Below are 23,162 nucleotides of genomic sequence, written 5' to 3'. Positions count from 1 at the left end.
CGCGAGGCCGCCCGCCGCGGGCGCTTGACAAGGGCGGGACGCCGCGCGACAGACCGCCCATGATGCTGACGCTGATGCAGGTCGCGCTTGGCGGCGCGGTGGGGGCCGCGGCGCGGTATCTTACCGTCCTCGCTGCGATGCGGTTGTTCGGCACGGGCTTTCCCTGGGGCACGCTCGCGGTGAATGTCCTGGGGTCGTTTTTCATGGGGGTCCTCGTCATCGTGCTCGCCAACCTCCCGGCCACCCGCATCGCGCCCTTCGTCGTGACGGGCGTGCTTGGCGGCTTCACGACCTTCTCGGCATTTTCGCTCGACGCGCTGACGCTCTGGGAACGGGGCGAGACGGGCACGGCGCTGGCCTATGTCGCGGGGTCGGTCACGCTGTCGCTCGGCGCGATCGTCGCCGGGGCATGGGCCGCGCGGGGGGTGCTCGCGTGAGCGGCGTTCAGCATATCACCGTCGCGCCCGGCGATGCCGACCAGCGCGTCGACCGGTGGCTTCGCCGGCATTTCCCGCAGGTCACGCAGGGCCGCATCGAGAAGATGTGCCGCAAGGGCGAACTGCGTGTCGACGGCGGCCGTGTGAAGGCGGCCACCCGCCTCGCCGCCGGGCAGAGCGTGCGGGTCCCGCCGCTGCCCGACCCCGGTGCGCCGCCACCCGCGCCCGCGCCCGAGATATCCCAGGCGGACGCGCGCATGATCCGCGAGGCGGTGATCTGGCGCGACTCGCATATCCTCGCGCTCAACAAGCCGCCGGGCCTTGCGGTGCAGGGCGGCAGCGGGCAGCGCCGCCACGTCGACGCGCTGGCCGAGGCGCTGCGCTTCGACGCGGACGAGGCACCGCGCCTCGTCCACCGGCTGGACCGGGACACCTCGGGGGTGCTGCTGATGGCGCGCAGCCGCGCGGTGGCCGCGGGACTGACCGCGGCGTTCCGTGCCCGCGAGGCGCGCAAGATCTACTGGGCGGCGGTGGCGGGCGTGCCGCAGCCGCGCATGGGCACGATTTCCTACGGGCTCGTGAAGGCGCCGGGGCACGGCGCGAAGGGTGAGGGCGAGAAGATGCGCTGCGTGCATCCCGGCGACATCGACGCCACGCCCGGCGCGAAGCGCGCCACGACGGATTACGCCGTGATCGAGGCGCTCGGCAAACGCGCGGCCTGGGTGGCGCTCGTCCCTGTCACGGGGCGGACGCACCAGCTTCGGGCGCACATGGCGGAACTCGGCCACCCGATCGTGGGTGACGGCAAGTATGGCGGCGGCGGGCAGGAGAACCTGGGCGACGGCTGGGGCGCGCAGCTCGGCGGCGAGGTCAGCCGCAAGCTGCACCTGCACGCGCGCTCCATCGCGCTCACCCATCCGGTGACGGGCGCGCGTCTCTCCATCACGGCGCCGCTTCCCGAACACATGCGCCGCACCTGGTCGATGCTGGGCTGGTCCGAAGCGGACGCGCCCCCCGACCCCTTCGAGGAGACGGCATGACCGCCCCGCTTCGCCTCGTGGTCTTCGACGTGGACGGCACGCTGGTGGACAGCCAGGCGGGCATCCTCGCCGCGATGGACGCGGCCTTCGGCCGGGCGGCGCTGCCCGTCCCGCCGCGTGAGGAGGTGCTGGGCATCGTCGGGCTGTCGCTGGAGGTGGCGATGGCGCGGCTCGTGCCCGACCTTTCGGCGCAGGATCATGCGCGCCTCGCGGGCTGGTACCGCGAGGCCTATGCGGGTCAGCGCGCGCGAGAGGACGTGGCGATGACCTCGCCGCTTTACCCGGGCGCGCGCGAGGCTCTTCAGGCGCTGCACGGCGAGCCCGCCACGCTTCTCGGGGTGGCGACGGGGAAGTCGGCGCGCGGGCTCGACGTGCTCTTCGGGGCCCATCGCCTCGCGCCCTTCTTCGTCACGCGGCAGGTGGCCGATCACCACCCCTCGAAGCCGCATCCGTCGATGCTGCGCGCCGCGCTCGACGAAACGGGTGTCGCGCCGCGCGACGCGGTCATGGTGGGCGACACGGAATACGACATGGAGATGGCGCGCGCCGCGGGCGTGCGGGCGATCGGCGTGGGCTGGGGCTACCACGCCCCGGTGCGTCTTCGTGCCGCGGATCACGTGGTGGGCCGTTTCTCCGAGCTGCCCCGCGCCATTTCCGCGCTTTGGGAGGCGGCATGACGGGTTGGGCGGCGAAGCGATTCTGGACGCGGGCCGAGGCGGTCGCGACCGACGCGGGCTACGAGGTGACGCTGGATGGCCGGCCCGTGCGGACGCCGGCCAAGGCGCCGCTCGTGCTGCCCAACGCGGCGCTGGCCGAGGCGATGGCCGAGGAGTGGGAGGCGCAGTCCGACGTCATAAATCCGCGCGCGATGCCCGTGACGCGCGCCGCCAATTCCGCGATAGACCGGGTGGTGCCGCACCGCGCCGAGGTCGTCGCGATGCTTTGCGAGTATGGCGCCACCGATCTTCTGTGTTATCGCGCCGACACGCCCGAGGAACTGGCGAGACGGCAGGCCGAGGGCTGGGATCCGATGCTCGACTGGGCGCGCGCCCGCCTCGGCGCGCCGCTTTCCGCCGCGACCGGCGTGATGCACGTCGCCCAACCCGAAGCGAGCCTCGCCGCGCTGCGCGGCGAGGTGAAGCGCCACGACGCGTTCGAGCTGGTGGCGCTGCATGATCTGGTTACGATCTCCGGATCGCTGGTCCTCGGCCTTGCCGCCTCGGCCAGAGAGGTGACGCCGGAACGGGTCTGGGCGCTCTCGCGCATCGACGAAACCTGGCAGCAGGAACGATGGGGCGAGGATGCCGAAGCCGCCGCGGCGGCGGACGCCAGGCGCGCCCAGCTTCTGGAAGCGCATCGTTTTCTCGAGCTTGCCCGCGCCGGTTGAGCCGGTGCCCCGAAAAGAGGCGGACCGGATGCCGACTTCGGCGTCCATCGTTCAGAAGTTCTGACGTTTGCCTTGACCTTCGTTGATGAATCCGACCAAACTCGTTGCCATTGAAAGGGGGGCAGCCTCTTTCAGCAAAGGAAACCCGGCCGTTGTGAGCCGGACGACCCGCACAACAGGGCGGACTTATCAGAAGAGGTAAATATGCAGAAATCCGTATTTCTCGGCGCGCTGACCGTTGCCGGCCTTGCAGCCGGGGCTTCGGCCGCCGCCACGCTGGACGACGTCAAGGCGCGCGGCACGCTGAACTGCGGTGTGACCACGGGCCTCGCGGGGTTTGCCGCGCCGGACGCGAACGGCGAGTGGGAAGGCTTCGACGTGGCCGTGTGCCGCGCTGTTGCGGCCGCCGTGCTCGGCGATCCGACCGCGGTCGAATTCGTGCCGACGACCGGCAAGACCCGCTTCACCGCGCTCGCCTCTGGCGAGATCGACATGCTGGCGCGCAATACCACCTGGACCTTCACGCGCGACGTGGATCTCAAGTTCGAGTTCGCCGGCATCAACTACTATGACGGTCAGGGCTTCATCGTTCCGCGGGCGCTTGGCGTTTCCTCTGCCATGGAACTCGACGGGGCGACGGTCTGCATCCAGACCGGCACCACGACCGAGCTCAATCTTGCCGACTTCTTCCGCAAGAACAACATGAACTACGAGCCGGTGCCGATCGAGACCAACGCCGAGGCGCTTCAGCAGTACAATGCCGGCGCCTGCGACGCCTACACGACCGATGCGTCGGGCCTGGCCGCGTCGCGCGCAACCTTCGAGAATCCGGGCGATCACGTCATCCTGCCCGAGATCATCTCGAAAGAGCCGCTCGGCCCGCTCGTGCGCCACGGCGACAACCAGTGGGGCGAGATCGTGCGCTGGACGCTCAACGCGCTCATCGCCGCGGAAGAGTACGGCGTGACCTCGGCCAACATCGAGGAGTTGTCGAACGGAACCGACAGCCCCGAGATCAACCGCATGCTCGGCACCGAGGGCAACCTCGGCGAGATGTTCGGGCTCGACGCGGACTGGGCCAAGCGCGCCATCATGGCCGAGGGCAATTACGGCGAGATCTTCGCGAAGAACATCGGCGAAAACACCCCGATCGGCCTCGCGCGAGGGCTGAACGCGCAGTGGACCGAGGGCGGACTGCTTTACGCCCCCCCGTTCCGCTAAGTCGAACCTGAAGGACGCGGGGGCAAACCCCGCGTCCTTCCCCTCTTGACGCCACGTTTCGAAAAACTTGCCGGATCGCAGGAGCGGGCGAACCCCGCCGACGGGTCGAGTCCGGCGCAGCAGGGAAATCCGGATGGCCACAGTGACCGACCCGCCGCGGGAGTCGTTCCGTCTGTCGATGCTGCTGAACGACACGCGGTATCGTTCCTACACGTTCCAGTTCATCGCGCTGCTGCTTCTGATCGCGTTCATGTCCTGGCTGGGCATGAACCTCGTTCGGAACCTCGCCCTTCTCGGCCAGGACATCTCCTTCGAGTTCCTGGGCCAGCCTGCGGGCTACGACATCAACCAGCGCCCGATTCCCTATGAAAACCAGGACAGCCACATGCGCGCCTCGTTCGTCGGGGTGCTCAACACGCTGATCGTGGCCTTCCTCGGATGCCTTACCGCGACGCTTATCGGCGTGACCGCCGGCGTGGCGCGGCTGTCGAAGAACTGGCTCGTGGCGCAGCTGATGTCGATCTACGTCGAGATCTTCCGCAACGTGCCGGTGCTGATCTGGATCCTGATCATCTTCTTCGTGATGACGGCGGCGCTGCCGGCGCCGAGTGCCTACAGGGGCGAGGATCCGCAGGCATCCATGCTGTTCGATGCCTTCGCCTTCACGAACCGCGGCATTTACGTGCCCAAGCCGATCCTGGAACCGGGATCGACGGCCGTGCTGGCCGTCTTGCTCGCCTCGATCGCCGGCGTGTTCTACTACCGCCGCTACGCGACGAAGCTGCTTTACGATACCGGGAAGCTTCTGCCGATGTTGTGGCCGTCGCTGGCGATCCTCGTTCTGCCGACGCTCCTGGCCTATTTCCTGCTCGGCCGGCCGATCACGCTGGAGAATCCCGAGCTTCGCGGCTTCAACTTCCAGGGCGGGATCCAGGTCCGCGGATCCCTGATCGCGCTGTGGCTCGCGCTCGCCGTCTACACCGGCGCCTTCATCGCCGAGAACGTGCGCGCCGGCATCCAGGCGGTCAGCGGCGGCCAGACCGAGGCCGCTGCGGCGCTCGGCCTGCGCCCGAAGCGCATCATGGGGCTCGTGGTGCTGCCGCAGGCGCTTCGCATCATCATCCCGCCGCTCATTTCGCAGTATCTCAACCTCACCAAGAACAGTTCGCTCGCCATCGCGGTGGGCTACATGGACATCACCGGCACGCTGGGCGGCATCACGCTGAACCAGACCGGGCGGGCGATCGAGTCGATCCTTCTGCTGATGCTGTTCTACCTCCTCATCTCGCTCGGCATCTCGGCGGTGATGAACGTCTACAACAACGCCGTGAAGCTGAAGGAGCGCTGAGATGTCGGACACGCACGCTCAGACCGCGCAGCTCGCCTTCGTCCGCAAGGAGCCGATCCCGGCCGCGCCGCCCCCCATCGCCGAGGCTGGGCTGGTGAAATGGGTGCGGGAGAACCTGTTCTCCTCGATCCCGAACAGCATCGTCACGCTGCTGTCGCTCTACGTCATCTACTGGCTGCTGTCGGCGACGATCCCGTGGATGTTCAACGGCGTCTGGACCGCATCGAGCCTGAGGGAGTGCCGCGAGATCCTCGCCGGGGAATCCGGGGCCTGCTGGGCGGTGCTGCGCGAGCGCTGGCCGCAACTCATCTATGGCTTCACCTACCCGTCGAGCGAGTACTGGCGTCCGAACCTCGCGCTGCTGCTGCTCTTCGGGGCGCTGGCGCCCGTGCTCTTCCCGAAGGCGCCCCGCCAGTTGCTGGTCCTGACCGCGATCTATCCTTTCCTCAGCTATTGGCTCATCTGGGGTGGCTCGGTCTGGGTGCCGGTCACCGCGGCGGCGGGCCTCTTCGTCGGATACCTCGTGTTCCAGCGTTTCGTGACCGCAAGTTTCGCGGCCGGGTTCTTCGGCGCAATCGCCGCGGCGGTGGCGTTCTGGCTGATCGTCGGCAACTTCGTGACGCCGGTGCTTGCGAGCACGCTCGGCATCGAGCTACTGGCCGTGCCGTCGCGCGACATGGGCGGGTTCATGCTGAACCTCATCCTGGGCACGGTCTGCGTGTCGCTCTCGGTTCCCATCGGGATCGCGCTCGCGCTCGGGCGGCAATCCTCAATGCCGATCATCAAGTGGATCTGCGTGGTGTTCATCGAGTTCATCCGCGGTGTGCCGCTCATCACGCTTCTGTTCGTGGCGAACGTGGTTCTGGCCTATTTCCTGCCGCCCAACACGACGTTCGACCTGATCCTGCGCGTGATCATCATGATCACCATGTTCGCCTCGGCCTACATCGCCGAGGTGATCCGCGGCGGCCTCGCCGCGCTGCCCAAGGGGCAGTACGAGGCCGCCGACGCGCTCGGGCTCGACTATCCGCAAGCCATGCGCCTCATCATCCTGCCGCAGGCGCTGAAGATCTCGATCCCGGGAATCGTCAACGTCGCGGTCGGACTTTTCAAGGACACCACGCTCGTCTCGGTGATCTCGATGTTCGACCTCGTGGGGATGATCCGCGGCCCGATCCTCGCCTCGACCGACTGGAACGGCGTCTACTGGGAGCTTTTCGGCTTCGCCGCGGCGCTGTTCTTCGTCGTCTGCTTCGGCATCTCGAAATACTCGCAGTGGCTGGAGCGTCAGCTGCAGACCGACCGTCGATAAGGGACCAGACCCGATGACCGATCTTTCCCAGCCCCATCCCGAAAACCTGTCCGGCGTCGACGCCTCGCAGTTGGCGGTGTCGGACGAGATCGCTGTCGAGATCAGCAAGATGAACAAGTGGTTCGGCCAGTTCCACGTGCTGCGCGACATCGACCTCACCGTCTATCGCGGCGAACGCATCGTCGTCTGCGGGCCCTCCGGCTCCGGCAAGTCCACGCTGATCCGCTGCATCAACGCGCTGGAGGAGCATCAGGCCGGGCGCATCGTCGTGGACGGGACGGAACTGTCCTCGAACGTGAAGAACATCGACAAGATCCGGTCCGAGGTCGGGATGGTGTTCCAGCACTTCAACCTGTTCCCGCATCTCACGATCCTCGAGAACTGCACCCTCGCGCCGATCTGGGTGCGCAAGATCCCGAAGCGCGAGGCCGAGGAAACGGCGATGCACTTCCTCACCAAGGTGAAGATCCCCGAACAGGCCGACAAGTATCCCGGCCAGCTTTCGGGCGGGCAGCAGCAGCGCGTGGCGATCGCGCGCTCGCTCTGCATGCGGCCGCGGATCATGCTCTTCGACGAGCCGACCTCCGCGCTCGATCCCGAGATGATCAAGGAGGTGCTCGACACCATGATCGAGCTCGCCGAGGAGGGGATGACGATGCTTTGCGTCACCCACGAGATGGGCTTCGCGCGCCAGGTGGCCAACCGCGTGATCTTCATGGACGAAGGCCAGATCGTGGAGCAGAACGAGCCCGAAGAATTCTTCCTGAACCCCCAGAACGAGCGGACCAAGCTCTTCCTGAGCCAGATCCTCGGCCACTGAAAGCCCGCCGCGGGACTATTCCAGGTCCCGCGGAACCACGAAATCGACCGCGCCCGCGGTTCCGAAGGCGGCATTTTCCCAGTCGTCCGTGTCGAGGTCGGCCACCAGCGTGGCCGCCGTCGGATAATCGCCGAAGCGCGGGTGGTCGGGCGGCAGGGCAACGATGCGACGGGCGAACTCGGCCATGCCGGGATTGTGCCCGATGATCGCGACGACACGGCGATGCGCGGTTCGCAGCGTCTCCAGAATGTCCCGCGCCTCGGCATGATAAAGCGCGGGAACATACGTCACCGGCGCGTCCAGCCCGAGCCGTGCAAAGGTCTCCCGGGTGCGAACGGCGTCGGAACAAAGCACCTCGTCGGGGAGATAGCCCCGTTCCCGCAGCCAGCGACCGATGAGCGGCGCTGACCGGCGCCCGCGGTCGTTGAGCGGCCGGGCGTGATCGGCGAGCGCGGCATCGCCCCAGCTCGACTTGGCGTGACGGATCAGGATCAGGCGGCGGGTCATCGGGCGGGGCCTTTCACGTCATGACCGCGGGGGCGGAGGCGCGGCCGGCTCACGCCCGACGCGCTGCGCGGGCCGGATCAGCGTGCCCGCGCCGTGCTGCGTGTAAAGTTCCAGCAGGCAGGCATTGGGCGCCCGACCGTCGAGGATCACCACCCCGCGAACCCCCCCGTCTATTGCGGCGAGCGCCGTCTCGGTCTTGGGGATCATGCCGCCGGCGATGACCCCGGTCTGGATCATGCCACGGATCGCCTCCGCGGAAAGTTCGCTCAGCACCTCGCCCTCGGCATCCTTCACGCCCTCGATGTCGGTCAGCAGCAGCAGGCGGTCGGCCTCCAGCGCCGCCGCGATGGCGCCGGCCGCCGTGTCGCCGTTGACGTTGAAGGTCTCGCCGCCGCGCCCCGCGCCGAGCGGCGCGATCACCGGTATGATCCCCTTGTCGAAGAGATCGCGCAGGAAAGAGGCGTTCACCTGGGCCGGGGTGCCGACGAAACCGAGGCTCGCGTCGGCCTGGTCGCAGACCATCAGCGACGCGTCCTTGCCCGAAAGCCCCACGGCCTTTCCGCCCTGGCTGCATATCGCCTGGACGATGCGCTTGTTCACGAGCCCGGAGAGCACCATCTCGACCACCTCGACGGTGGGCTTGTCGGTCACGCGCTTGCCGGCGACGAATTCCGAGACGATGCCCAGCTTCTCGAGCATCGCGTTGATCATCGGCCCGCCGCCATGGACGACGACCGGGTTGACGCCGACCATGCGCATCAGAACGACATCGCGCGCGAAGCTTTCCATCGCCTCGTCATCGCCCATGGCATTCCCGCCAAGCTTGATGACGACCACCGCACCGTCGTACCGCTGAAGCATCGGCAGCGCCTGGTTCAGCGTGCGCGCGGTGGCGATCCAGTCGCTGGTCATTTCCCTTTGCGTCATGGGCGGACCTCCTCCCGCCGCGTTATCCTCGCGCCCGCCGCCGGGCGCAAGGCCCCTAGGCCAGTCCCGCCACGACCGCGCGGAGCGTCGCGAGCCCCTCGCCGGTCTCGGAGGATGTGAGCAGGATCTCGGGAAACGCCGCCGGGTGCCGGGCCAGCGATTGGCGCACCTGCGCCAGAACGCGTTCGCGGTCCTTCGGCTTGATCTTGTCGGCCTTGGTGAGCACGGCCTCGAACGTGACCGCCGCGCCGTCGAGAAGGCTCATGATCTCCTCGTCCACGGGTTTCACGCCATGGCGGGCGTCGATCAGCACGAAGGCGCGGCGCAGGCTCGCCCGACCGGCGAGATACGTCTTGAGCAGGCTCTGCCAGCGCGCGACGATCTTGACCGGCGCCTCGGCGTAGCCGTAGCCCGGAAGATCCACGAGGTAGTGGCCGTCGCCGAGGGTGAAGTAGTTGATCTCTTGCGTGCGGCCGGGCGTGTTGGAGGCCCGCGCCAGCCCCTTGCGGTTCGTGAGCGCGTTGATGAGCGACGATTTTCCCACGTTCGAGCGACCGGCGAAACAGATCTCCACCCGGTCGTCCGGCGGCAGCCCATCCATCGCGACGACACCTTTCAGGAACTCGATCGGCCCCGCGAAGAGCTTGCGGCCGCGTTCCGCCGCGTCGGGCTCGGGCGCGTCGGCGAGGGGGAAGGGCAGGGCGGTCAAAGCGGCGCCACGCGGTCGCTCGGCCCGACGGCGCCGCCCCTGAGAACCTCGGCGCGGACGCTGAAATCGCGGTGGCCCCAGCTGTCCAGCGCGCCCAGCGTGTCGGCGTCGCGCCGGCCGGTCTCCGGGTTCGCGGCGGTGGCGAGGCAGCGGTCGGTCCGCTCGCGGACGCGCAGCACCGCGTCGCCAAGCTGCACCTCGCGCCCGATCCAGTCGAACTCTTCCCAGGGCGCCAGGCCATCCATCCAGATGTTGCCGCGCCAGCGGTGGATGGAGAGCGGGCGGCCGATCCGCTGTTCCACCGCGCGGTGCGAAGCGAGGTTGCACAGCGTCACCGAGGGGAAATCACTGTCGGTCATGCCGCGACCGGGCACGCGCACGATCCGGGCCGGCGCGGCCCGGTCGGCGGGCATCAGCGGTGCGACCCAGTCGAGGAGCGCTTCCGGCTCGGCGTCGGGGTCGAAGGCGAGCGTGGCTCGCTCCGGATGGGTGAGCGTGACGGTGCCCGCGGCCTCGTCGTAGCGCGCCGTGACGGCCATGAGCGCGGGCGCCTTGGCGACACGGGTGAAATTGACGCAGGACGCCCATGCCGTGCCCGTCGCCTGCGACGCGTCATGGGCTACCGCCCAGACGCGATCGCCGGGCATGGTGCGCCCGGCCAGGAGGGTCACGGCGTCGACCTCCTCGCGCCCGTGGCTCTTGATCGGGTGGCGCCAGAGACTGGCGACCGTCCCGGTCATTTTCCGTCCTCTTCCGCCTTCTTCCGGAAGCCCGAGAGGATGTTGCCAAGCACGTCGGGCTTGTAGCCCTGGCTGCGCATGATGCCGTATTGCTGCGCGAAGGTGATCGCGTTGTTGGCGATCCAGTAGAGGACGAGGCCGCTTGCGAAGCTGCCCAGCATGAACATGAAGACCCAGGGCAGCCAGGCGAAGATCATCTTCTGCGTGGGGTCCGTGGGCGCCGGATTCAGCTTCTGCTGAAGCCACATGGACACGCCGAGCAGGATGGGAAGGATGCCGATGAAGACGAGCGCGAGCAGCGAGCCGGGTTCCGGCGCGGCCCAGGGCAGCAGGCCGAAGAGGTTCACGATGGAGGTCGGGTCCGGGGCCGACAGGTCGCGGAAGGGGCCGAACCAGGGCGCGTGCCGAAGCTCGATCGTGACGAAGATCACCTTGTAGAGCGAGAAGAAGATCGGGATCTGCATCAGGATCGGCAGGCAGCCGGAGGCGGGGTTCACCTTTTCCTTCTTGTAGAGTTCCATCATTTCCTGCTGGAACTTCTGCCGGTCCTCTCCGGTGCGCTCCTTGATCTTCTCCATCTCCGGCTGAAGCTCCTTCATCTTCGCCATGGAGACGTAGGACTTGTACGCGAGCGGCAGTAGCGCCGCCTTGATGATGAGAGTCAGACCGATGATCGCCCAGCCCATGTTGCCGATGATCAGGTTGATCTCGTGCAGCAGCCAGAAGATCGGCTTGGTAAGGAAGAAGAACCAGCCCCAGTCGATGGAGTCGATGAAACGGTCGACGCCCTCGCGCTGGTAGTCACGGATCGTATCCCATTCCTTCGCGCCGGCGAAAAGACGCGTGGTGCGGGTGACGGACTGGCCCGGGCCGAGCCGCTCCGTGGGCAGCACGGCCTCCGTCTGGTAGATGTTGCGCGCGTCGTCGTACTTGGCGGTGGCCTTGAAGGCGCTTCCGGCCTCGGGGATCAGCGTCGTCATCCAGTAATGGTCGGTGAAGCCGATCCAGCCATCCTCGGCGACCTGCATCACCTCGGCGCGCGCGGCTTCGCGCGGGTCGAAGTCGAAATCTTCCATGTCGCCATAGTCGATTTCCGAGAGCTTGCCATCGGCCATGGCGATCGCGCCCTCGTGCAGGATGAAGAAGTTCTTCAGGTTCTCCGGCCTGCCGTGCCGGGCGATTATGCCGTAGGGCGCCAGTGTCACGGACCCCGCGCCCTCGTTCGCGACGGATTGGGTTACGGTGAACATGTAGTCGTCGTCGATCGCGATCTCGCGGGTGAAGACGAGGCCCGCACCGTTTTCCCACCGGAGCGTGACCGGACTACCGGGCGCGAGGCGCTCGCCGGAGACGAGTTCCCACGGCGTGTTCGCGCCGGGCACGTCCTCGAGGCCCAGTCCGCTGCCGGGCGCCCAGCCGTAGAGCGCGTAATAGGCCTGCGCGCTGCCCACGGGGGCCAGCAGGTCAACGGTGGCAGAGCCGGGATCGACGCTTTCGCGGTAGTCCTTGAGCGCGAGAGTGTCGATCCGGCCGCCCTGAAGTGAGATGGACCCGCTGAGGCGCGGGGTTTCCACCGAAACGCGCGGTGCGCTCGCGGCGCTTTCGACGACGGCCTCCCCGCCATCCCCGGCGGAGGCGGCCGGGGCCTGGGCCGGGGCGGTGGCGACCGGGTCTGTCGGCGCGGGGGTCTCGGAAGAGGTGGCTTGCGGCGCGGTCTCGGGCACGGGCCGCTCTTCGGGCGGCGGGAACAGCAGGAACCAGATCAGGATCACGCCGAAGCTGAGCGCGGTCGCGAGGATGAGGTTCTTGTTCTGATCGTCCATGAAACACCGGCCCCGGTAACGTCTGATGCAGTGCAGGGTTCAACAGACCGTGGGCCGAAAGGTCAAGGTGAATCGGGCCGGCGCGGTAAAGGGCCGCCCTGTCGGGCGGCGGGCATTCGCCGCGCGGATGGGGCGCCGGGCGAGCTCGGGCGCGGACAGTTGCGTAGGCTGCCCGGGCAGGGCGGGGCGATGTCAGCCCACGTTCCGGCCGACCCACGGCGCGGCCTCCACCCGGGCGGTCTGGCTGGCGATCCATTCCGATGTCTGCTCGAAGGGCATCGGCCTCGCGATCGCATAGCCCTGCACATGGCCGCAGCCGAGCTGGGCCAGAAGGGCGTGTTCGCCCGCCGTCTCGACCCCTTCGGCGAGGGTGTCGAGCCCGAGCTGTTCCGACATGGACAGGATCGCCATCACCATGCGCTGCTGCTCGGGATCGCGGTCGCACTTGGCGACGAGGGACCGGTCGATCTTGACGCGGCTCACATCGAAGCGGCGCAGCGCGGTGATCGAGGCATGCCCGGTGCCGAAATCGTCGAGGTCCACGGCGCAGCCCATCCGCGCCAGCGCCCGGATGCCGCGCGTCGTCGCGTCTTCGGGAGAGCGGGCGATCACGGTCTCAAGCACCTCCACCCCGAGCCGGCATGGGTCGAGGCCGAAACGGTCCAACTCCCACGCGATGCGGTCGGGCAGGCGCGGGTCGCGCAACTCGGCGGCGGAGAAGTTCACGCTGACGCGCGGCACGTCGAGCCCCGAACGATCCCAGGCGCGCAGGGCGGTCAGCGCGTGATAGAGCATCGTCTCTCCCAGCTGCGCCATCAGCCCCGCAGACTCGAGCGCGGGAAGGAATTCCGAAGTCGGCACCGCCCCGCGTTCGGGATGCGTCCAGCGGGCCAGCGCCTCGAAACCGCTGATGCGGCCGGTTTCCGTGGAAATCTGCGGCTGGAACCAAGCAACGATCTGTCCTGCCTCGAGCGCCGCCGCGACCTCTGCACCCGCCACCCCGGTCTTAGCGCGGCGCGGCATGCCGTGGGCGAAGGCGCGGATGCCCGCAGGGCCCGCCGCCTGCGCCTCGGCCAGTGCCACGCTGGCGGCTTCGGTGAGCGCCTCGGCGGCCGAGCCTGGCAGCCGGGCGGCGAGGCAGAACCCCGCCGAAGCCGTCATGTAGATCGACGTGGCGTCGAGCGGCACGGGCTGCTCCACCGCCCGCTGAAGCCGTGCGGCAAGCTGGATCGCGGCTTCCAGATCGAGGCGGGGCGCGGGCGCGCAGGCGACGGCAAAGCGCGCTTCGCCGATCCGGGCGAGGGTGTCGCCGGTGCGCAACGCCCCCCGAAGCCTGTCGGCCGCGGCCCGCAGCACTTCCTCGGCGGCGGCGTCGCCATGCCTGGCCCCGAAATCGGCGAAATCGTCGATCTCGAGCACGACGCAGGCGGTCTGGCTGCCCTCTGCGGCGGCGGTGGCAAGGGCATGGTCGAGCGCATGCAGGAATTCCGACCGCTCGACCAGCCCGGTGAGACGGTCCAGCCCGACCGAGCCCGACCGGGAGATCGCGCCAAGCGCGCAATAGAGAGCGGGAAGCGCCAGCGCGACCGAGACCAGCGCGCCCTCTCCGCCAAGCCAGAAGGCAGCGAGCGAGAGCGCGGGGATGAAGGCGAGGAACTGCGGCCCCTCCAGCCCGCGGCACATCCGGCGCGCGAAGGCGACAAGGTCGGTCCGGCGGCGCTTTGCCATGCTGCGATCTCCCAGCTGTTCCGTCACGCGCAGAGACGCGACGGATACAGCCTAGGGGCGTTTCGTCATCAGCACGTTAACGCAGGACGGGAATTTCCCCGGGCTCCTCCCCGGCCGGGCCGCGCCGCTCGAGCGCGGCGAAGTCGAAGAGCCGCGGGTCAAGAAGATGCGAGGGCCGCGCGTTCATCAGCGCCCGGAACATCACCTGCCGGCGGCCGGGGCTGTTCTTTTCCCAGCCGTCCAGAAGCGCCTTCACCTGCATCCGCTGAAGGCCGTCCTGGCTGCCGCAGAGGTCGCAGGGAATGATCGGGTAATCCATCGCGCGCGCGAAGCGGTCGCAGTCCGCCTCGGCCACATGGGCGAGCGGGCGGTAGACGAAAAGGTCGCCCTCCTCGTTCACCAGCTTGGGCGGCATGGTGGCGAGGCGCCCGCCATGGAAGAGGTTCATGAAGAAGGTCTCGAGGATGTCGTCGCGGTGGTGGCCGAGCACCACCGCAGAGCATCCCTCCTCCCGCGCGATGCGGTAGAGGTGCCCGCGCCGGAGCCGGGAACAGAGCGCGCAGAAGGTCCGGCCCTCCGGCACCTTGTCGGTCACGATCGAATAGGTGTCCTGATACTCGATCCGGTGCGGCACGCCCATCCGCTCGAGAAAGGCGGGCAGCACCGTGGCCGGAAAGTTCGGCTGGCCCTGGTCGAGGTTGCAGGCCAGCAGATCCACCGGCAACAGCCCCCGCCATTGCAGTTCGGTGAGCGCGGCGAGCAGCGTGTAGCTGTCCTTGCCCCCCGACAGGCAGACGAGCCAGCGCGCGCCGCGCTCGACCATGCCGTATTGTTCGACGGCCTCGCGCGCCTGGCGCACGATGCGCTTGCGCAGCTTGCGGAACTCGGTGCTCTGCGGTGCGCCCGCGAAAAGCGGGTGGATGTCGTCGGCGGTGTCCTTCATGCCTGCCGATTACCCGATCTCGCGCCCTCTGCCTAGCGCCGGATGCGGGCGACGTGGCCTCGCCGCCGCCTTCCAGCCCGCTATGTTCCGCGAGGAAGCCCAGCCCTGCGGAGCGACCATGCGCCTTCTTGCCCTGATCTCGTTGTTTCTCCTCGCCGCTTGCGCCGGGCGTCCGTCTCTCGAAGACCCGAAGCTCAGCGACCGTGCGCTCGACCTCGAGCGGTTCTTCGACGGCGAACTGGTGGCCTACGGGCAATTCCAGGACGTGTTCGGCACGGTGCGCCGCCGTTTCGAGGTCGAGATCGACGGGCGCTGGGACGGCCGGACGCTGACGCTGGTGGAGGATTTCGTCTACGAGGACGGTTCCACCGAGCGTCGCGTCTGGGATCTGGTCAAGACCGGGCCGCAGACCTGGCGCGGCACGGCGCCCGGCGTGATCGGTGCGGCGCTCGGCGAGGAGCGGGGCGATACCTTCAACTGGCGCTACACCATCGACCTGCCGGTCCCGGGCGCGAACGGCGATGCCGAGACGCTCCGCGTGAGTTTCGACGACTGGATGTGGCTTCTGAGCGAGGACCGGCTTCTCAACATCGCCTACATGCGGCGTTTCGGCGTGCCGATCGGTCAGGTCGTCATCACCTTCGAAAAACGCCGCTGAGAGGCCCGGCGCATAGCGACATCGGCAAATTCGCGGTGTCGTGGCGCGTGCCCGCCGTCGGGGCCGCCGCGAGCCGGTATCCGCTTCGGGCCTCAGCGCTCCTTGGGGTCGGGGACCGGGTCCACGCCCTGTCCGCCCCAGGGGTGGCAGCGCCCGATCCGCCGTGCGGCGAGCCATGTGCCCCGAAACGCCCCGTGCCGCTCGAGCGCCTCGAGCGCGTAGGCCGAGCAGGTCGGATGGTAGCGGCAGTTGAAGCCCACCCAGGGCGAGAAGATCAGCCGATAGGCCCGGACCGGCAGGGCGACGATGCGCGCCAGCGGGCTCATCCGCGGCGCCCGTGAAGCCGCGACAGCGCGGAGCGCAGGTCGTCGAGGAGATCGGGGAACGGGCGCGCGACGGTGACGTCGGGGCGACCGACGAGCACGTAATCCCAGCCGGGGCGGCCCGCGTCGGCCAGCACCTCGCGCGCCACGGCGCGCAGCCGGCGCTTGGCGCGGTTGCGGGTGACGGCGTTGCCGATCTTCCTGGAGCAGGTGACGCCCCAACCGATCGCGTCTCGCCCGTCGTGCCGGTCGCGGGCCTGGACCAGCATGCCGGGCATGGCCTGACGTCGGGCCTTGGCGCAGGCCAGGAACTGGGCGCGCTTCGTCAGCCCTTCCATACGCGTGGACAAGGCCGCCGCCCCTCGGGTGCCAGTCGTCAGGCCGTGCAGGGGGGCCTCCGGCGGGGTCATGCCACGCCCGGCCGCGCCGTTCAGGCGGTCAGCTTCTTCCGGCCGCGTGCGCGCCGGGCATTGACGATCTTGCGGCCGGCCTTCGTGGCCATCCGCGACCGGAACCCGTGGCGCCGCTTGCGGACCAGGTTCGAGGGTTGATACGTGCGTTTCATCGCGCTCTCTCCGTCCTCGCGCAGGCGGGGCGCGCGCCGGGCCTGCATGGAATGTCGAAGCCCGCCCTTTACCGACGCGTGCCGTGCCTGTCAAACGTCAAAGCCGGGGGGCCTTGTAACAAACAGCGTATCACGCGGCGGCTTTCGGCCGCCGCCATGTTTCAGGTCCGGCCGCGTGGCGGCCTGGCCGCCACCTTGGTTCAAGCGCGCGTGAAGCCCCTGTCGCGCGCCGCGTCCGTGCCTCATGTTGGCCGGGTAACACGCCCTTGCCCGAAAGGCCCGCCCGAGTGAGTGAAATGACGACACCCAGCCAGCGTGGCGGCCTCGTCCGCCGTCTTCCGCTCATCGCCATTCTCATCGTGGCCGTGATCGGCGCGGTGGCGTTCCGCGACGTCCTGGACTTCGATGCGCTCGCCCGGCACCGCGAGGCGCTTCTGGCCTATCGCGACAGCCATTACTGGGCCGTGCTGGGCCTTTTCCTGCTGTCCTACGTCGCCATCGTGGCCTTTTCGCTGCCGGGCGCGACGGTGGCCACGCTGACCGGCGGGTTCCTTTACGGGACCTTCCCCGGGGCGCTCTTCAACGTGCTGGGCGCCACCATCGGCGCCACGCTGATCTTCCTCGCCGCGCGCTGGGGGCTTGGGGAACGCTTCGCCGCGCGGCTCAACGCCTCCGAGGGGCTGGTGCGGCGCATCAAGGCCGGGCTGGACGAGAACCAGTGGTCGATGCTGTTTCTCATCCGCCTCGTGCCGGCGGTGCCGTTCTTCCTGGCCAACATCGTGCCCGCCTTCCTCGACGTGCCGCTCCGGCGCTTCGTCATCACCACGTTTCTGGGAATCATTCCTGGGGCGGTGGTCTACACTTCGGTCGGCGCGGGGCTGGGCGAGGTCTTCGCCCGGGGCGAGCGCCCCGATCTGGGCATCATCTTCGAGCCCCGGGTGCTCTTGCCGATTCTCGGGCTCGCGGCGCTTTCGGCGCTGCCGATGCTGCTCAAGGCCGTGCGCGGCCGGAAGGGGATCTGAGTCATGGCCGTGATCAGCACTGATCTTCTCGTCATCGGCGCGGGCTCTGGCGGGCTCTCGGTGGCCGCGGGCGCCGTCCAGATGGGGGCCGACGTCACGCTGGTCGAGGGCGGCGAGATGGGCGGCGACTGCCTCAACTACGGCTGCGTCCCTTCGAAGTCGCTCATCGCCTCGGCCAAGGCGGCCCACGCGATCGCCCATCCCGCCGCGCCGGGCGTGACGCCGGGCGCGGCGGATCCGGATTACGCCGCGGCGATGGCGGGCGTGCAGGAGGTGATCGCGCGGATCGCGCCGCATGACAGCCAGGCGCGGTTCGAGGATCTGGGCGTGCGCGTGATCCGCGCATGGGCGCGCTTCCGGTCGCCCCGCGAGGTGGAGGCGGGCGAGCACGTGATCCGCGCCCGGCGTATCGTTCTCGCCACCGGGTCCTCGCCGCTCGTCCCGCCGATCCCCGGCCTCGCGGAGGTGCCCCATCTGACCAACGAGACGCTGTGGGACCTGCGCGAGTGTCCGCGGCACCTCATCGTCATTGGCGGCGGCCCGATCGGCATCGAGATGGCGCAGGCCCACCGCCGCCTCGGATCCGGGGTGACGGTGATCGAGGGCGCCCGCGCGCTGGGCCGCGAAGACCCCGAGGCCGCGGCGCTGATCCTCGACCGTCTGCGCGCGGAAGGCGTCGCGATCGAGGAGAACGCGCCGGCCGCGGAGGTGCGCGGCAGCGACGGGGCCATCGAGGTGGTCGCAGAGGATGGACGCGTCTTTGAAGGCAGCCACCTTCTCGTCGCCGTGGGGCGGCGCGCCAACACCGACACGTTGAACCTGGGCGCGGCCGGGATCGAGACCACCCGCACCGGGGTCAGGGTGGACGGGCGGCTTCGCACCACGAACCGCCGCGTCTTCGCCATCGGCGACGCGGCGGGCGGGCTGCAGTTCACCCATCTCGCGGGCTACCACGCCGGCATCGTGATCCGTCAGGCGCTTCTGGGGCTGCCGGCCCGCGCGCGCACCGACCACATCCCCCGCGTGACCTACACCGCGCCCGAGCTTGCGCAGATCGGCCTGACGGAGGCGGAAGCGCGCGACGCGCATGGCGCGCGCCTTGAGGTGGCGCGGTTCGACTATTCCGGCAACGACCGCGCCCTCGCCGAACGCAAGCCCGAGGGATTCATCAAGGTGATGGTCGCGCGCGGCAAGCCCGTCGGCGTCACCATCGCCGGACACCAGGCCGGCGAACACATCAATCTCTGGGCGCTCGTCCTCGCGAACGGGGTGTCGATGAAGTCCGTCACCGCGATGGTTTCACCCTATCCGACGGTAGGGGAAATCTCGAAGCGGGCGGCCGGGGCCTATTTCTCTCCGAAGCTCTTTGATAATCCTCTGCTGAAACGCGTCGTGGGCATGGTGCAGCGTTTCCTGCCCTGACGCCCCTCGACGGGACGGCCATGCTCAGCTCTCTTTCGGGACGCTTCCTGATCCTCACCGTCGTCTTCGTGATGATCGCGGAGGTGCTGATCTTCGTGCCCTCGGTGGCGCGCTTCCGCGAGGACTACCTGCTCGCCCGGCTGGAGCGGGCGCAGATCGCATCGCTCGCACTGCTGGCCGACGACATGATCGACCCGGAGCTCGAGGTCGAGCTGCTGGAGAATGCCGGGGTGCTGAACGTGGTCCTGCGCCGCGACGAGGCGCGGCAGCTCGCGCTTTCCTCCCCGGTCCCGGCGCCGGTCGCGGCCACCTACGATCTGCGCGATCCCTCGCCCCTCGTGCTGATCCGTGACGCGCTGGCGCGGCTCGCGGACCCGGAGGAACGCGTCATCCGGGTGATCGGCGCGCCGCTGCGCGAGGCGGGGCAGCTGATCGAGGTGACCATGCTCACCGCGCCGCTTCGCGCGGCGATGATCGACTACGGCCTGCGCATCCTCCTGCTCTCGGCGGTGATCTCGTTCGTCACAGCCGGGCTGCTGTTCCTCGCCGTCCGCGCGATCCTCGTGAAGCCGATCGAGCGTCTCGTGGGGCACATGCGCCGCTACGCGGCGGCACCGGAGGACGCCAACCGCATCATCCGTCCCGGCAACGGCGTGCGCGAGCTGCGCGAGGCCGAGGACGCGCTCGCACGGATGCAGACGGAGCTGACCCACGCACTGCGCCAGAAGGACCGCCTGGCGCGGCTCGGCGAGGCGGTGGCCAAGATCAGCCACGACCTGCGCAACATCCTGACCTCCGCACAGCTTTTCACCGACCGCATCGGGGGCAGCGAGGATCCGATGGTGCGCCGCATGGCACCGAAGCTGGTGAATTCGATCCGCCGCGCGGTGGCCCTTACCGAAAGCGTCCTTGCCTTCGGGCGGGCCGAGGAGCCGCCGCCCGCGCTGACCCGCGTGCCGCTGGCCGAGGTCGTCTCGGACGTGATCGACAGCGAGCGCCTCGCGGTGGAGGACAGCCAGGAGGTCAGTTTCTCGGAGGACATCCCGGCCACGCTCGCCGTGCGCGCAGATCCCGAGCAGCTTCACCGCACGCTCGCGAACCTCGTGCGCAACGCGCGCCAGGCGATCACGGGGACCGGACGTTCCGGAGAGATCTGCGTCTCGGCGCGGGAAGAGGACGATTGCTGGATCATTTCGGTCACCGACACCGGTCCCGGCCTGCCGCCCAAGGCGCAGGAGCACCTCTTCAGCCCCTTCCAGGGCGGCGCGCGGAAGGGCGGATCGGGCCTCGGCCTCGCGATCGCGGCGGAACTGATGCGCGGACATGGCGGAACGCTGGAACTGACGCGCACAGGACCGGAGGGCACCCGGTTCACCATCCGGCTGCCCACCGGCGATTGGGGCTGAACGGGATTTTCCGCTTGCACCCCCGGGCACCTCCCTTTATCCCAGCCACCCGTGCACCGGTAGCTCAGCTGGATAGAGTACCTGACTACGAATCAGGGGGTCGGGGGTTCGAATCCTCCCCGGTGCGCCACTTCCCCTCTACAGCGTCCAATCCGGATACGTTCTCGCCGCGCCGCTATGCCGAAGGCGCGACCCGTTTGCGCGGTATGCCCGTTCGCCCCGGAAGGCCGCGGGCGCCAGTGCGGGCGCGTCCAGGTCGAACTCCGCACGTGCATCGCAGCCTGTTTTGCGCGCCCCCATGCCGCAACCGGGCAGGTCTCTTGCCGAGGCGGCGCTACGCCTGCGCGAGCGAGAGAAAGACAAGCGCGGCAGCCAGAAACGCGACGCCCATGGGAAAGCCGGAGCTTTTCCGCAGCGCGGTCCATTGCGGGGCGCGCTCCTCGGATCCGTGGATACGGGCCGCGCTTACCGCGATCGCCGAGGCCACGATGCCGACCGAAAGGCTGAGCATGAAGAGCGCAACCTCACCCGAGGGAACGAACAGGATGAACACGGGGAAGAACTTGGCGTCTCCGCCGCCGATGATCCGGGCGGCGAAGAGGGCGAAACACACCACCAGAGCGATGCCGGCCGCCAAGAGCCGCGCCAAGAGTTCACCGCTGCCGAGCACGGAGGCGGTCGCCAGGAACAGCAGCCCGCAGAGCACGACAAGATACTTGGGTATCCGGAGGCTGCGCAGATCGCTCATGGCCACCGCGACGAGAAGCGGCAGTGCCAGCATCAGGGGCAGAAGCTGCGGGTCCATGTCAGGCCGCCCCGAGCAGGCTGACATGCGAGGTCTGGCGCTCCTCTATCGAGATGAGGCGATGCGAAAGTTCGAAGAAATCGCTGACCTCCAGTTTTTGATAGATGTTTCGCAGATGGCCTCGCACGGTATGCGGGCTGACGCCGAGTTCTTCGGGAAGCGCCTTGTAGGAACGCCCGCGGCTGACAAGGTAGCAGATGCGGAATTCCGACCGGGTCAGGCCGTAACGGTTGTCTTCCGACAGCACTGGTGGGTCTTCCGTAAACGCGGCATCTGGCCGAAGGCCGCGCCGGCAGGTCAGCGCATCGACGATGACGCCGGGCCTCCGCTGCCGGTAGACGCGGGACAGGGTCGCGCCGACATCATCGAGCATGGTCAGCCGCTCGCCCTCGAGTGGCGCTCGGAAATGAAGCTCCAGCCGGTCGACGTGGCTGCGCTCGATCTCCAGGAAGATGACAAGAATATCCCGGGTTCCGCTTGCCCGCCGCCACTCGTCCAGCACATGGGCATTGCCGTCGTCGGGCGGACCGATCCGTGACAGCAGAAAGCTGGCGCCGCATTTCATGCGGAAAGGGTCTGTGGGAACTACGTTGTCGCAAAAGGCCCGCGTCAGCCTTTGCAGGGAAGAGGCCGGGCGCGCGCTTTGGAAGGCGATCTGTGACGTCATCTTTCCGGCCCCACGTCGACTGAGAAGGCCGGCTTCGGCGCCGAGCGCGACGCACAGGTCACGAAGCGCGATTTCGAATGGCGCCTCGCCGCGGAGACAGGTGGCGAAAACCATGATCGCCTCGAGCGTGCCGACATGCCGGGAAGAACTGATTACCATTTTGTTCACACCTGTTTACGAAAACACATGTCCACCGGCTTCGAACGGTGGTGAACAAATAGTTGACGTTGTGAGGTGCTACGTTAACCTGTCGATTGGGCAACATTGCGTTTCCAGTCGGAAAGCGAGGGGTCTCCCCTCGACATTGCATCCGGCCCGCCCTAGGGCTTCCGCCATCAAGATGCATGTCTTAGCCAGCTGCGAAGTAGTTGATATACCTTATGATAACCGGCCCGAGCGTGAGCGACACGATGGCCGGCAGCATCAGCAGCGCCATCACGGCGGACATCTGGACCGGCAGCTTGTTGGCCTTCTCCTGTGCCTTGAGTTCGCGCTTCATGCGCATCTCCTCGGCGTAGGTTGTCAGCGCATCCGAAATGGACGTTCCGAATTGCATGGATTGTAGAACGACGTTTACGAAAGACGTGACCTCGTCGACTCCTGTCCGGCGCCCCATGTCCACTAGCGCGCGTGCCCGATCGCGGCCTGCCTGGATCTCGCTCTGGGCGAGAAGAAGCTCTTCCGAAAGATGCGGGGCGACTTCGTGAATCTCCTCGGCGACACGGATCATCGCGGCGTCGAACCCCATGCCGGCCTCAACGGAAATCTGGATGAGGTCGAGCGCGTTCGGGAACGCGTCCTCGATCGCCTGCCTGCGCTGCTTGACCAGGCGGTTCAGCCAGATTGCCGGGGCGAAGAAGCCGATCGCCGCAAGCAGGGCCAGGGACTGGACGAGAAACAGCGAGGACATGCCTGAAAGCCCGTCCGCGAGAACGGCGGGCACCCAGAGTTCCGGGCTGCGCGACAGGGCGACGAGGCCGATAAGGACCGCCGGCAGCCCGAGCCCCAGCCCGACGCGGATCGCGTAGAACCGCGCCACCGCCTTAGAGCCGCGAAAGCCGGCACGCGCCAAGGCGTGCTGCACCTGGAAACGCTCTTCCATCGTTTCCGGCGCAAGTGCTCCGGCCAGGCCGGTCGCATCGCGCCGGGCAAGCTTCACGAAATCACTTCGGGTCGCGGCCGCGCTCTGGCGGCGTCCGGTGCCCTCGATCCGCACGGCGGACGGGGATCTTTCGGTCGCCGCGCGTCCGAGCCCGTAGACCAGCAGCAAGCTGCCCACGGCGATACCGCCCAGAACGATCAACAGGAACGGATCTAGCATGACCAGCGCGGGCAAGACCTGCGACATGAGA

The 23,162-nt window shown here is 68.3% G+C and carries 25 protein-coding genes and 1 tRNA gene; 13 read left to right on the top strand and 13 right to left on the bottom strand.

Annotated features, from left to right (window positions below; genetic code table 11):
• Positions 1 to 59: 59 nt before the first annotated feature.
• The 8 genes from crcB to AB6A69_RS09370 all read left to right on the top strand — a co-directional run bounded on the left by crcB (position 60) and on the right by AB6A69_RS09370 (position 7,565).
• A complete protein-coding gene (gene crcB / locus AB6A69_RS09405) occupies positions 60 to 437 on the top strand; it encodes a fluoride efflux transporter CrcB (protein ID WP_371060579.1) in 378 nt (125 codons plus the stop codon).
• The gene (locus AB6A69_RS09400) at positions 434 to 1,477 is read left to right on the top strand and encodes an RluA family pseudouridine synthase (RefSeq protein ID WP_371060578.1); all 1,044 of its coding nucleotides are present in this window, start codon (positions 434 to 436) and stop codon (positions 1,475 to 1,477) included. The genes crcB and AB6A69_RS09400 overlap by 4 nt, the downstream gene beginning before the upstream one ends.
• Positions 1,474 to 2,154 carry an HAD-IA family hydrolase gene (locus AB6A69_RS09395; RefSeq protein WP_371060577.1) on the top strand — a complete coding sequence of 227 codons (681 nt, stop codon included), beginning with the start codon at positions 1,474 to 1,476 and terminating at the stop codon, positions 2,152 to 2,154. The genes AB6A69_RS09400 and AB6A69_RS09395 overlap by 4 nt, the downstream gene beginning before the upstream one ends.
• Positions 2,151 to 2,864 (top strand): ATP12 family chaperone protein, encoded by a 714-nt coding sequence (locus AB6A69_RS09390; protein WP_371060576.1) that lies wholly within the window; start codon positions 2,151 to 2,153, stop codon positions 2,862 to 2,864. Before AB6A69_RS09395 ends, AB6A69_RS09390 begins: the two co-directional genes overlap by 4 nt.
• A gap of 204 nt (positions 2,865 to 3,068) precedes the next feature.
• Entirely contained in the window at positions 3,069 to 4,085 is a 1,017-nt protein-coding gene (locus tag AB6A69_RS09385) for an amino acid ABC transporter substrate-binding protein (protein WP_371056474.1), read from the top strand.
• 133 nt (positions 4,086 to 4,218) lie between these two features.
• Complete coding sequence (locus AB6A69_RS09380; RefSeq protein WP_371060575.1) at positions 4,219 to 5,433, top strand: amino acid ABC transporter permease; 1,215 nt, start codon at positions 4,219 to 4,221, stop codon at positions 5,431 to 5,433.
• 1 nt (position 5,434) lies between these two features.
• Positions 5,435 to 6,745: an amino acid ABC transporter permease gene (locus AB6A69_RS09375; RefSeq protein WP_371060574.1), complete on the top strand. Its 1,311-nt coding sequence runs from the start codon at positions 5,435 to 5,437 to the stop codon at positions 6,743 to 6,745.
• Between the two features lie 13 nt (positions 6,746 to 6,758).
• On the top strand, positions 6,759 to 7,565 hold the full coding sequence (locus AB6A69_RS09370) for an amino acid ABC transporter ATP-binding protein (RefSeq protein ID WP_371037598.1): 807 nt from the start codon (positions 6,759 to 6,761) through the stop codon (positions 7,563 to 7,565).
• A gap of 15 nt (positions 7,566 to 7,580) precedes the next feature.
• Here the strand turns inward: AB6A69_RS09370 and AB6A69_RS09365 are convergent, their stop codons facing one another.
• The 7 genes from AB6A69_RS09365 to ttcA all read right to left on the bottom strand — a co-directional run bounded on the left by AB6A69_RS09365 (position 7,581) and on the right by ttcA (position 14,942).
• On the bottom strand, positions 7,581 to 8,072 hold the full coding sequence (locus tag AB6A69_RS09365; protein WP_371056470.1) for a histidine phosphatase family protein: 492 nt from the start codon (positions 8,070 to 8,072) through the stop codon (positions 7,581 to 7,583).
• A gap of 18 nt (positions 8,073 to 8,090) precedes the next feature.
• On the bottom strand, positions 8,091 to 8,999 hold the full coding sequence (gene argB, locus AB6A69_RS09360; protein ID WP_371060573.1) for an acetylglutamate kinase: 909 nt from the start codon (positions 8,997 to 8,999) through the stop codon (positions 8,091 to 8,093).
• Between the two features lie 55 nt (positions 9,000 to 9,054).
• Entirely contained in the window at positions 9,055 to 9,708 is a 654-nt protein-coding gene (gene yihA, locus AB6A69_RS09355; RefSeq protein WP_371060572.1) for a ribosome biogenesis GTP-binding protein YihA/YsxC, read from the bottom strand.
• Positions 9,705 to 10,448, bottom strand: coding sequence for an MOSC domain-containing protein (locus AB6A69_RS09350; protein WP_371060571.1), 744 nt, complete (start codon positions 10,446 to 10,448; stop codon positions 9,705 to 9,707). The genes yihA and AB6A69_RS09350 overlap by 4 nt, the downstream gene beginning before the upstream one ends.
• On the bottom strand, positions 10,445 to 12,271 hold the full coding sequence (gene yidC, locus AB6A69_RS09345) for a membrane protein insertase YidC (protein ID WP_371060570.1): 1,827 nt from the start codon (positions 12,269 to 12,271) through the stop codon (positions 10,445 to 10,447). The genes AB6A69_RS09350 and yidC overlap by 4 nt, the downstream gene beginning before the upstream one ends.
• A gap of 192 nt (positions 12,272 to 12,463) precedes the next feature.
• Entirely contained in the window at positions 12,464 to 13,999 is a 1,536-nt protein-coding gene (locus AB6A69_RS09340; RefSeq protein ID WP_371060569.1) for a putative bifunctional diguanylate cyclase/phosphodiesterase, read from the bottom strand.
• Positions 14,000 to 14,075: 76 nt separating this feature from the next.
• Positions 14,076 to 14,942, bottom strand: a complete 867-nt coding sequence (gene ttcA / locus AB6A69_RS09335; protein WP_371056465.1) for a tRNA 2-thiocytidine(32) synthetase TtcA — start codon at positions 14,940 to 14,942, stop codon at positions 14,076 to 14,078.
• Between the two features lie 118 nt (positions 14,943 to 15,060).
• Here ttcA and AB6A69_RS09330 point away from each other — a divergent pair, with 118 nt between their 5' ends.
• A complete protein-coding gene (locus AB6A69_RS09330; RefSeq protein WP_371060568.1) occupies positions 15,061 to 15,600 on the top strand; it encodes a DUF3833 domain-containing protein in 540 nt (179 codons plus the stop codon).
• Positions 15,601 to 15,692: 92 nt separating this feature from the next.
• Here AB6A69_RS09330 and yidD read toward each other — a convergent pair whose 3' ends face one another.
• From yidD to rpmH, 3 genes are read right to left on the bottom strand one after another with little or no spacing between them, the layout of a single operon-like run.
• Positions 15,693 to 15,926, bottom strand: coding sequence for a membrane protein insertion efficiency factor YidD (gene yidD / locus AB6A69_RS09325; protein WP_371037589.1), 234 nt, complete (start codon positions 15,924 to 15,926; stop codon positions 15,693 to 15,695).
• The gene (gene rnpA / locus AB6A69_RS09320; protein WP_371060567.1) at positions 15,923 to 16,333 is read right to left on the bottom strand and encodes a ribonuclease P protein component; all 411 of its coding nucleotides are present in this window, start codon (positions 16,331 to 16,333) and stop codon (positions 15,923 to 15,925) included. Before rnpA ends, yidD begins: the two co-directional genes overlap by 4 nt.
• A gap of 20 nt (positions 16,334 to 16,353) precedes the next feature.
• Positions 16,354 to 16,488: a 50S ribosomal protein L34 gene (gene rpmH, locus AB6A69_RS09315; protein ID WP_371037587.1), complete on the bottom strand. Its 135-nt coding sequence runs from the start codon at positions 16,486 to 16,488 to the stop codon at positions 16,354 to 16,356.
• 296 nt (positions 16,489 to 16,784) lie between these two features.
• On the opposite strand from rpmH, the gene AB6A69_RS09310 reads away from it, so the two are divergent.
• The 4 genes from AB6A69_RS09310 (at position 16,785) to AB6A69_RS09295 (ending at position 20,468) form a co-directional block, all read left to right on the top strand.
• Entirely contained in the window at positions 16,785 to 17,510 is a 726-nt protein-coding gene (locus AB6A69_RS09310; protein WP_371037586.1) for a TVP38/TMEM64 family protein, read from the top strand.
• Positions 17,511 to 17,513: 3 nt separating this feature from the next.
• On the top strand, positions 17,514 to 18,932 hold the full coding sequence (locus AB6A69_RS09305; RefSeq protein WP_371060566.1) for an NAD(P)/FAD-dependent oxidoreductase: 1,419 nt from the start codon (positions 17,514 to 17,516) through the stop codon (positions 18,930 to 18,932).
• Positions 18,933 to 18,952: 20 nt separating this feature from the next.
• Positions 18,953 to 20,338, top strand: coding sequence for a sensor histidine kinase (locus AB6A69_RS09300; protein ID WP_371056459.1), 1,386 nt, complete (start codon positions 18,953 to 18,955; stop codon positions 20,336 to 20,338).
• Between the two features lie 53 nt (positions 20,339 to 20,391).
• A tRNA-Arg gene (locus AB6A69_RS09295) sits at positions 20,392 to 20,468 on the top strand.
• 204 nt (positions 20,469 to 20,672) lie between these two features.
• Here the strand turns inward: AB6A69_RS09295 and AB6A69_RS09290 are convergent.
• The 3 genes from AB6A69_RS09290 to AB6A69_RS09280 all read right to left on the bottom strand — a co-directional run bounded on the left by AB6A69_RS09290 (position 20,673) and on the right by AB6A69_RS09280 (position 23,158).
• The gene (locus AB6A69_RS09290) at positions 20,673 to 21,143 is read right to left on the bottom strand and encodes a prepilin peptidase (protein WP_371060565.1); all 471 of its coding nucleotides are present in this window, start codon (positions 21,141 to 21,143) and stop codon (positions 20,673 to 20,675) included.
• A 1-nt stretch (position 21,144) separates the two neighbouring features.
• Positions 21,145 to 21,969 (bottom strand): helix-turn-helix transcriptional regulator, encoded by an 825-nt coding sequence (locus AB6A69_RS09285; protein WP_371060708.1) that lies wholly within the window; start codon positions 21,967 to 21,969, stop codon positions 21,145 to 21,147.
• A gap of 190 nt (positions 21,970 to 22,159) precedes the next feature.
• The gene (locus tag AB6A69_RS09280; RefSeq protein WP_371060564.1) at positions 22,160 to 23,158 is read right to left on the bottom strand and encodes a type II secretion system F family protein; all 999 of its coding nucleotides are present in this window, start codon (positions 23,156 to 23,158) and stop codon (positions 22,160 to 22,162) included.
• Positions 23,159 to 23,162: the final 4 nt, after the last annotated feature.

The sequence above is a fragment of the Rhodosalinus sp. 5P4 genome (assembly GCF_041365695.1).
Classification (GTDB): domain Bacteria; phylum Pseudomonadota; class Alphaproteobacteria; order Rhodobacterales; family Rhodobacteraceae; genus Rhodosalinus.
Note: the sequence above shows the minus strand (reverse complement) of the source record. Positions and strands in the feature narration are given on the sequence as shown.

What these genes read in the sequence shown, in the direction of transcription:
- AB6A69_RS09285 (WP_371060708.1), bottom strand. Translation starts at nt 21,969, where the DNA reads ATGGTAATCAGTTCTTCCCGGCATGTCGGCACGCTCGAGGCGATCATG.
- AB6A69_RS09330 (WP_371060568.1), top strand. Translation starts at nt 15,061, where the DNA reads ATGCGCCTTCTTGCCCTGATCTCGTTGTTTCTCCTCGCCGCTTGCGCC.
- yidD (WP_371037589.1), bottom strand. Translation starts at nt 15,926, where the DNA reads ATGAGCCCGCTGGCGCGCATCGTCGCCCTGCCGGTCCGGGCCTATCGG.
- AB6A69_RS09365 (WP_371056470.1), bottom strand. Translation starts at nt 8,072, where the DNA reads ATGACCCGCCGCCTGATCCTGATCCGTCACGCCAAGTCGAGCTGGGGC.
- AB6A69_RS09280 (WP_371060564.1), bottom strand. Translation starts at nt 23,158, where the DNA reads ATGTCGCAGGTCTTGCCCGCGCTGGTCATGCTAGATCCGTTCCTGTTG.
- AB6A69_RS09395 (WP_371060577.1), top strand. Translation starts at nt 1,474, where the DNA reads ATGACCGCCCCGCTTCGCCTCGTGGTCTTCGACGTGGACGGCACGCTG.
- AB6A69_RS09350 (WP_371060571.1), bottom strand. Translation starts at nt 10,448, where the DNA reads ATGACCGGGACGGTCGCCAGTCTCTGGCGCCACCCGATCAAGAGCCAC.
- AB6A69_RS09370 (WP_371037598.1), top strand. Translation starts at nt 6,759, where the DNA reads ATGACCGATCTTTCCCAGCCCCATCCCGAAAACCTGTCCGGCGTCGAC.
- AB6A69_RS09300 (WP_371056459.1), top strand. Translation starts at nt 18,953, where the DNA reads ATGCTCAGCTCTCTTTCGGGACGCTTCCTGATCCTCACCGTCGTCTTC.
- AB6A69_RS09290 (WP_371060565.1), bottom strand. Translation starts at nt 21,143, where the DNA reads ATGGACCCGCAGCTTCTGCCCCTGATGCTGGCACTGCCGCTTCTCGTC.
- rnpA (WP_371060567.1), bottom strand. Translation starts at nt 16,333, where the DNA reads ATGACCCCGCCGGAGGCCCCCCTGCACGGCCTGACGACTGGCACCCGA.
- AB6A69_RS09380 (WP_371060575.1), top strand. Translation starts at nt 4,219, where the DNA reads ATGGCCACAGTGACCGACCCGCCGCGGGAGTCGTTCCGTCTGTCGATG.
- AB6A69_RS09340 (WP_371060569.1), bottom strand. Translation starts at nt 13,999, where the DNA reads ATGGCAAAGCGCCGCCGGACCGACCTTGTCGCCTTCGCGCGCCGGATG.
- ttcA (WP_371056465.1), bottom strand. Translation starts at nt 14,942, where the DNA reads ATGAAGGACACCGCCGACGACATCCACCCGCTTTTCGCGGGCGCACCG.
- AB6A69_RS09390 (WP_371060576.1), top strand. Translation starts at nt 2,151, where the DNA reads ATGACGGGTTGGGCGGCGAAGCGATTCTGGACGCGGGCCGAGGCGGTC.
- AB6A69_RS09310 (WP_371037586.1), top strand. Translation starts at nt 16,785, where the DNA reads ATGACGACACCCAGCCAGCGTGGCGGCCTCGTCCGCCGTCTTCCGCTC.
- AB6A69_RS09375 (WP_371060574.1), top strand. Translation starts at nt 5,435, where the DNA reads ATGTCGGACACGCACGCTCAGACCGCGCAGCTCGCCTTCGTCCGCAAG.
- crcB (WP_371060579.1), top strand. Translation starts at nt 60, where the DNA reads ATGATGCTGACGCTGATGCAGGTCGCGCTTGGCGGCGCGGTGGGGGCC.
- argB (WP_371060573.1), bottom strand. Translation starts at nt 8,999, where the DNA reads ATGACGCAAAGGGAAATGACCAGCGACTGGATCGCCACCGCGCGCACG.
- AB6A69_RS09385 (WP_371056474.1), top strand. Translation starts at nt 3,069, where the DNA reads ATGCAGAAATCCGTATTTCTCGGCGCGCTGACCGTTGCCGGCCTTGCA.
- yidC (WP_371060570.1), bottom strand. Translation starts at nt 12,271, where the DNA reads ATGGACGATCAGAACAAGAACCTCATCCTCGCGACCGCGCTCAGCTTC.
- AB6A69_RS09305 (WP_371060566.1), top strand. Translation starts at nt 17,514, where the DNA reads ATGGCCGTGATCAGCACTGATCTTCTCGTCATCGGCGCGGGCTCTGGC.
- rpmH (WP_371037587.1), bottom strand. Translation starts at nt 16,488, where the DNA reads ATGAAACGCACGTATCAACCCTCGAACCTGGTCCGCAAGCGGCGCCAC.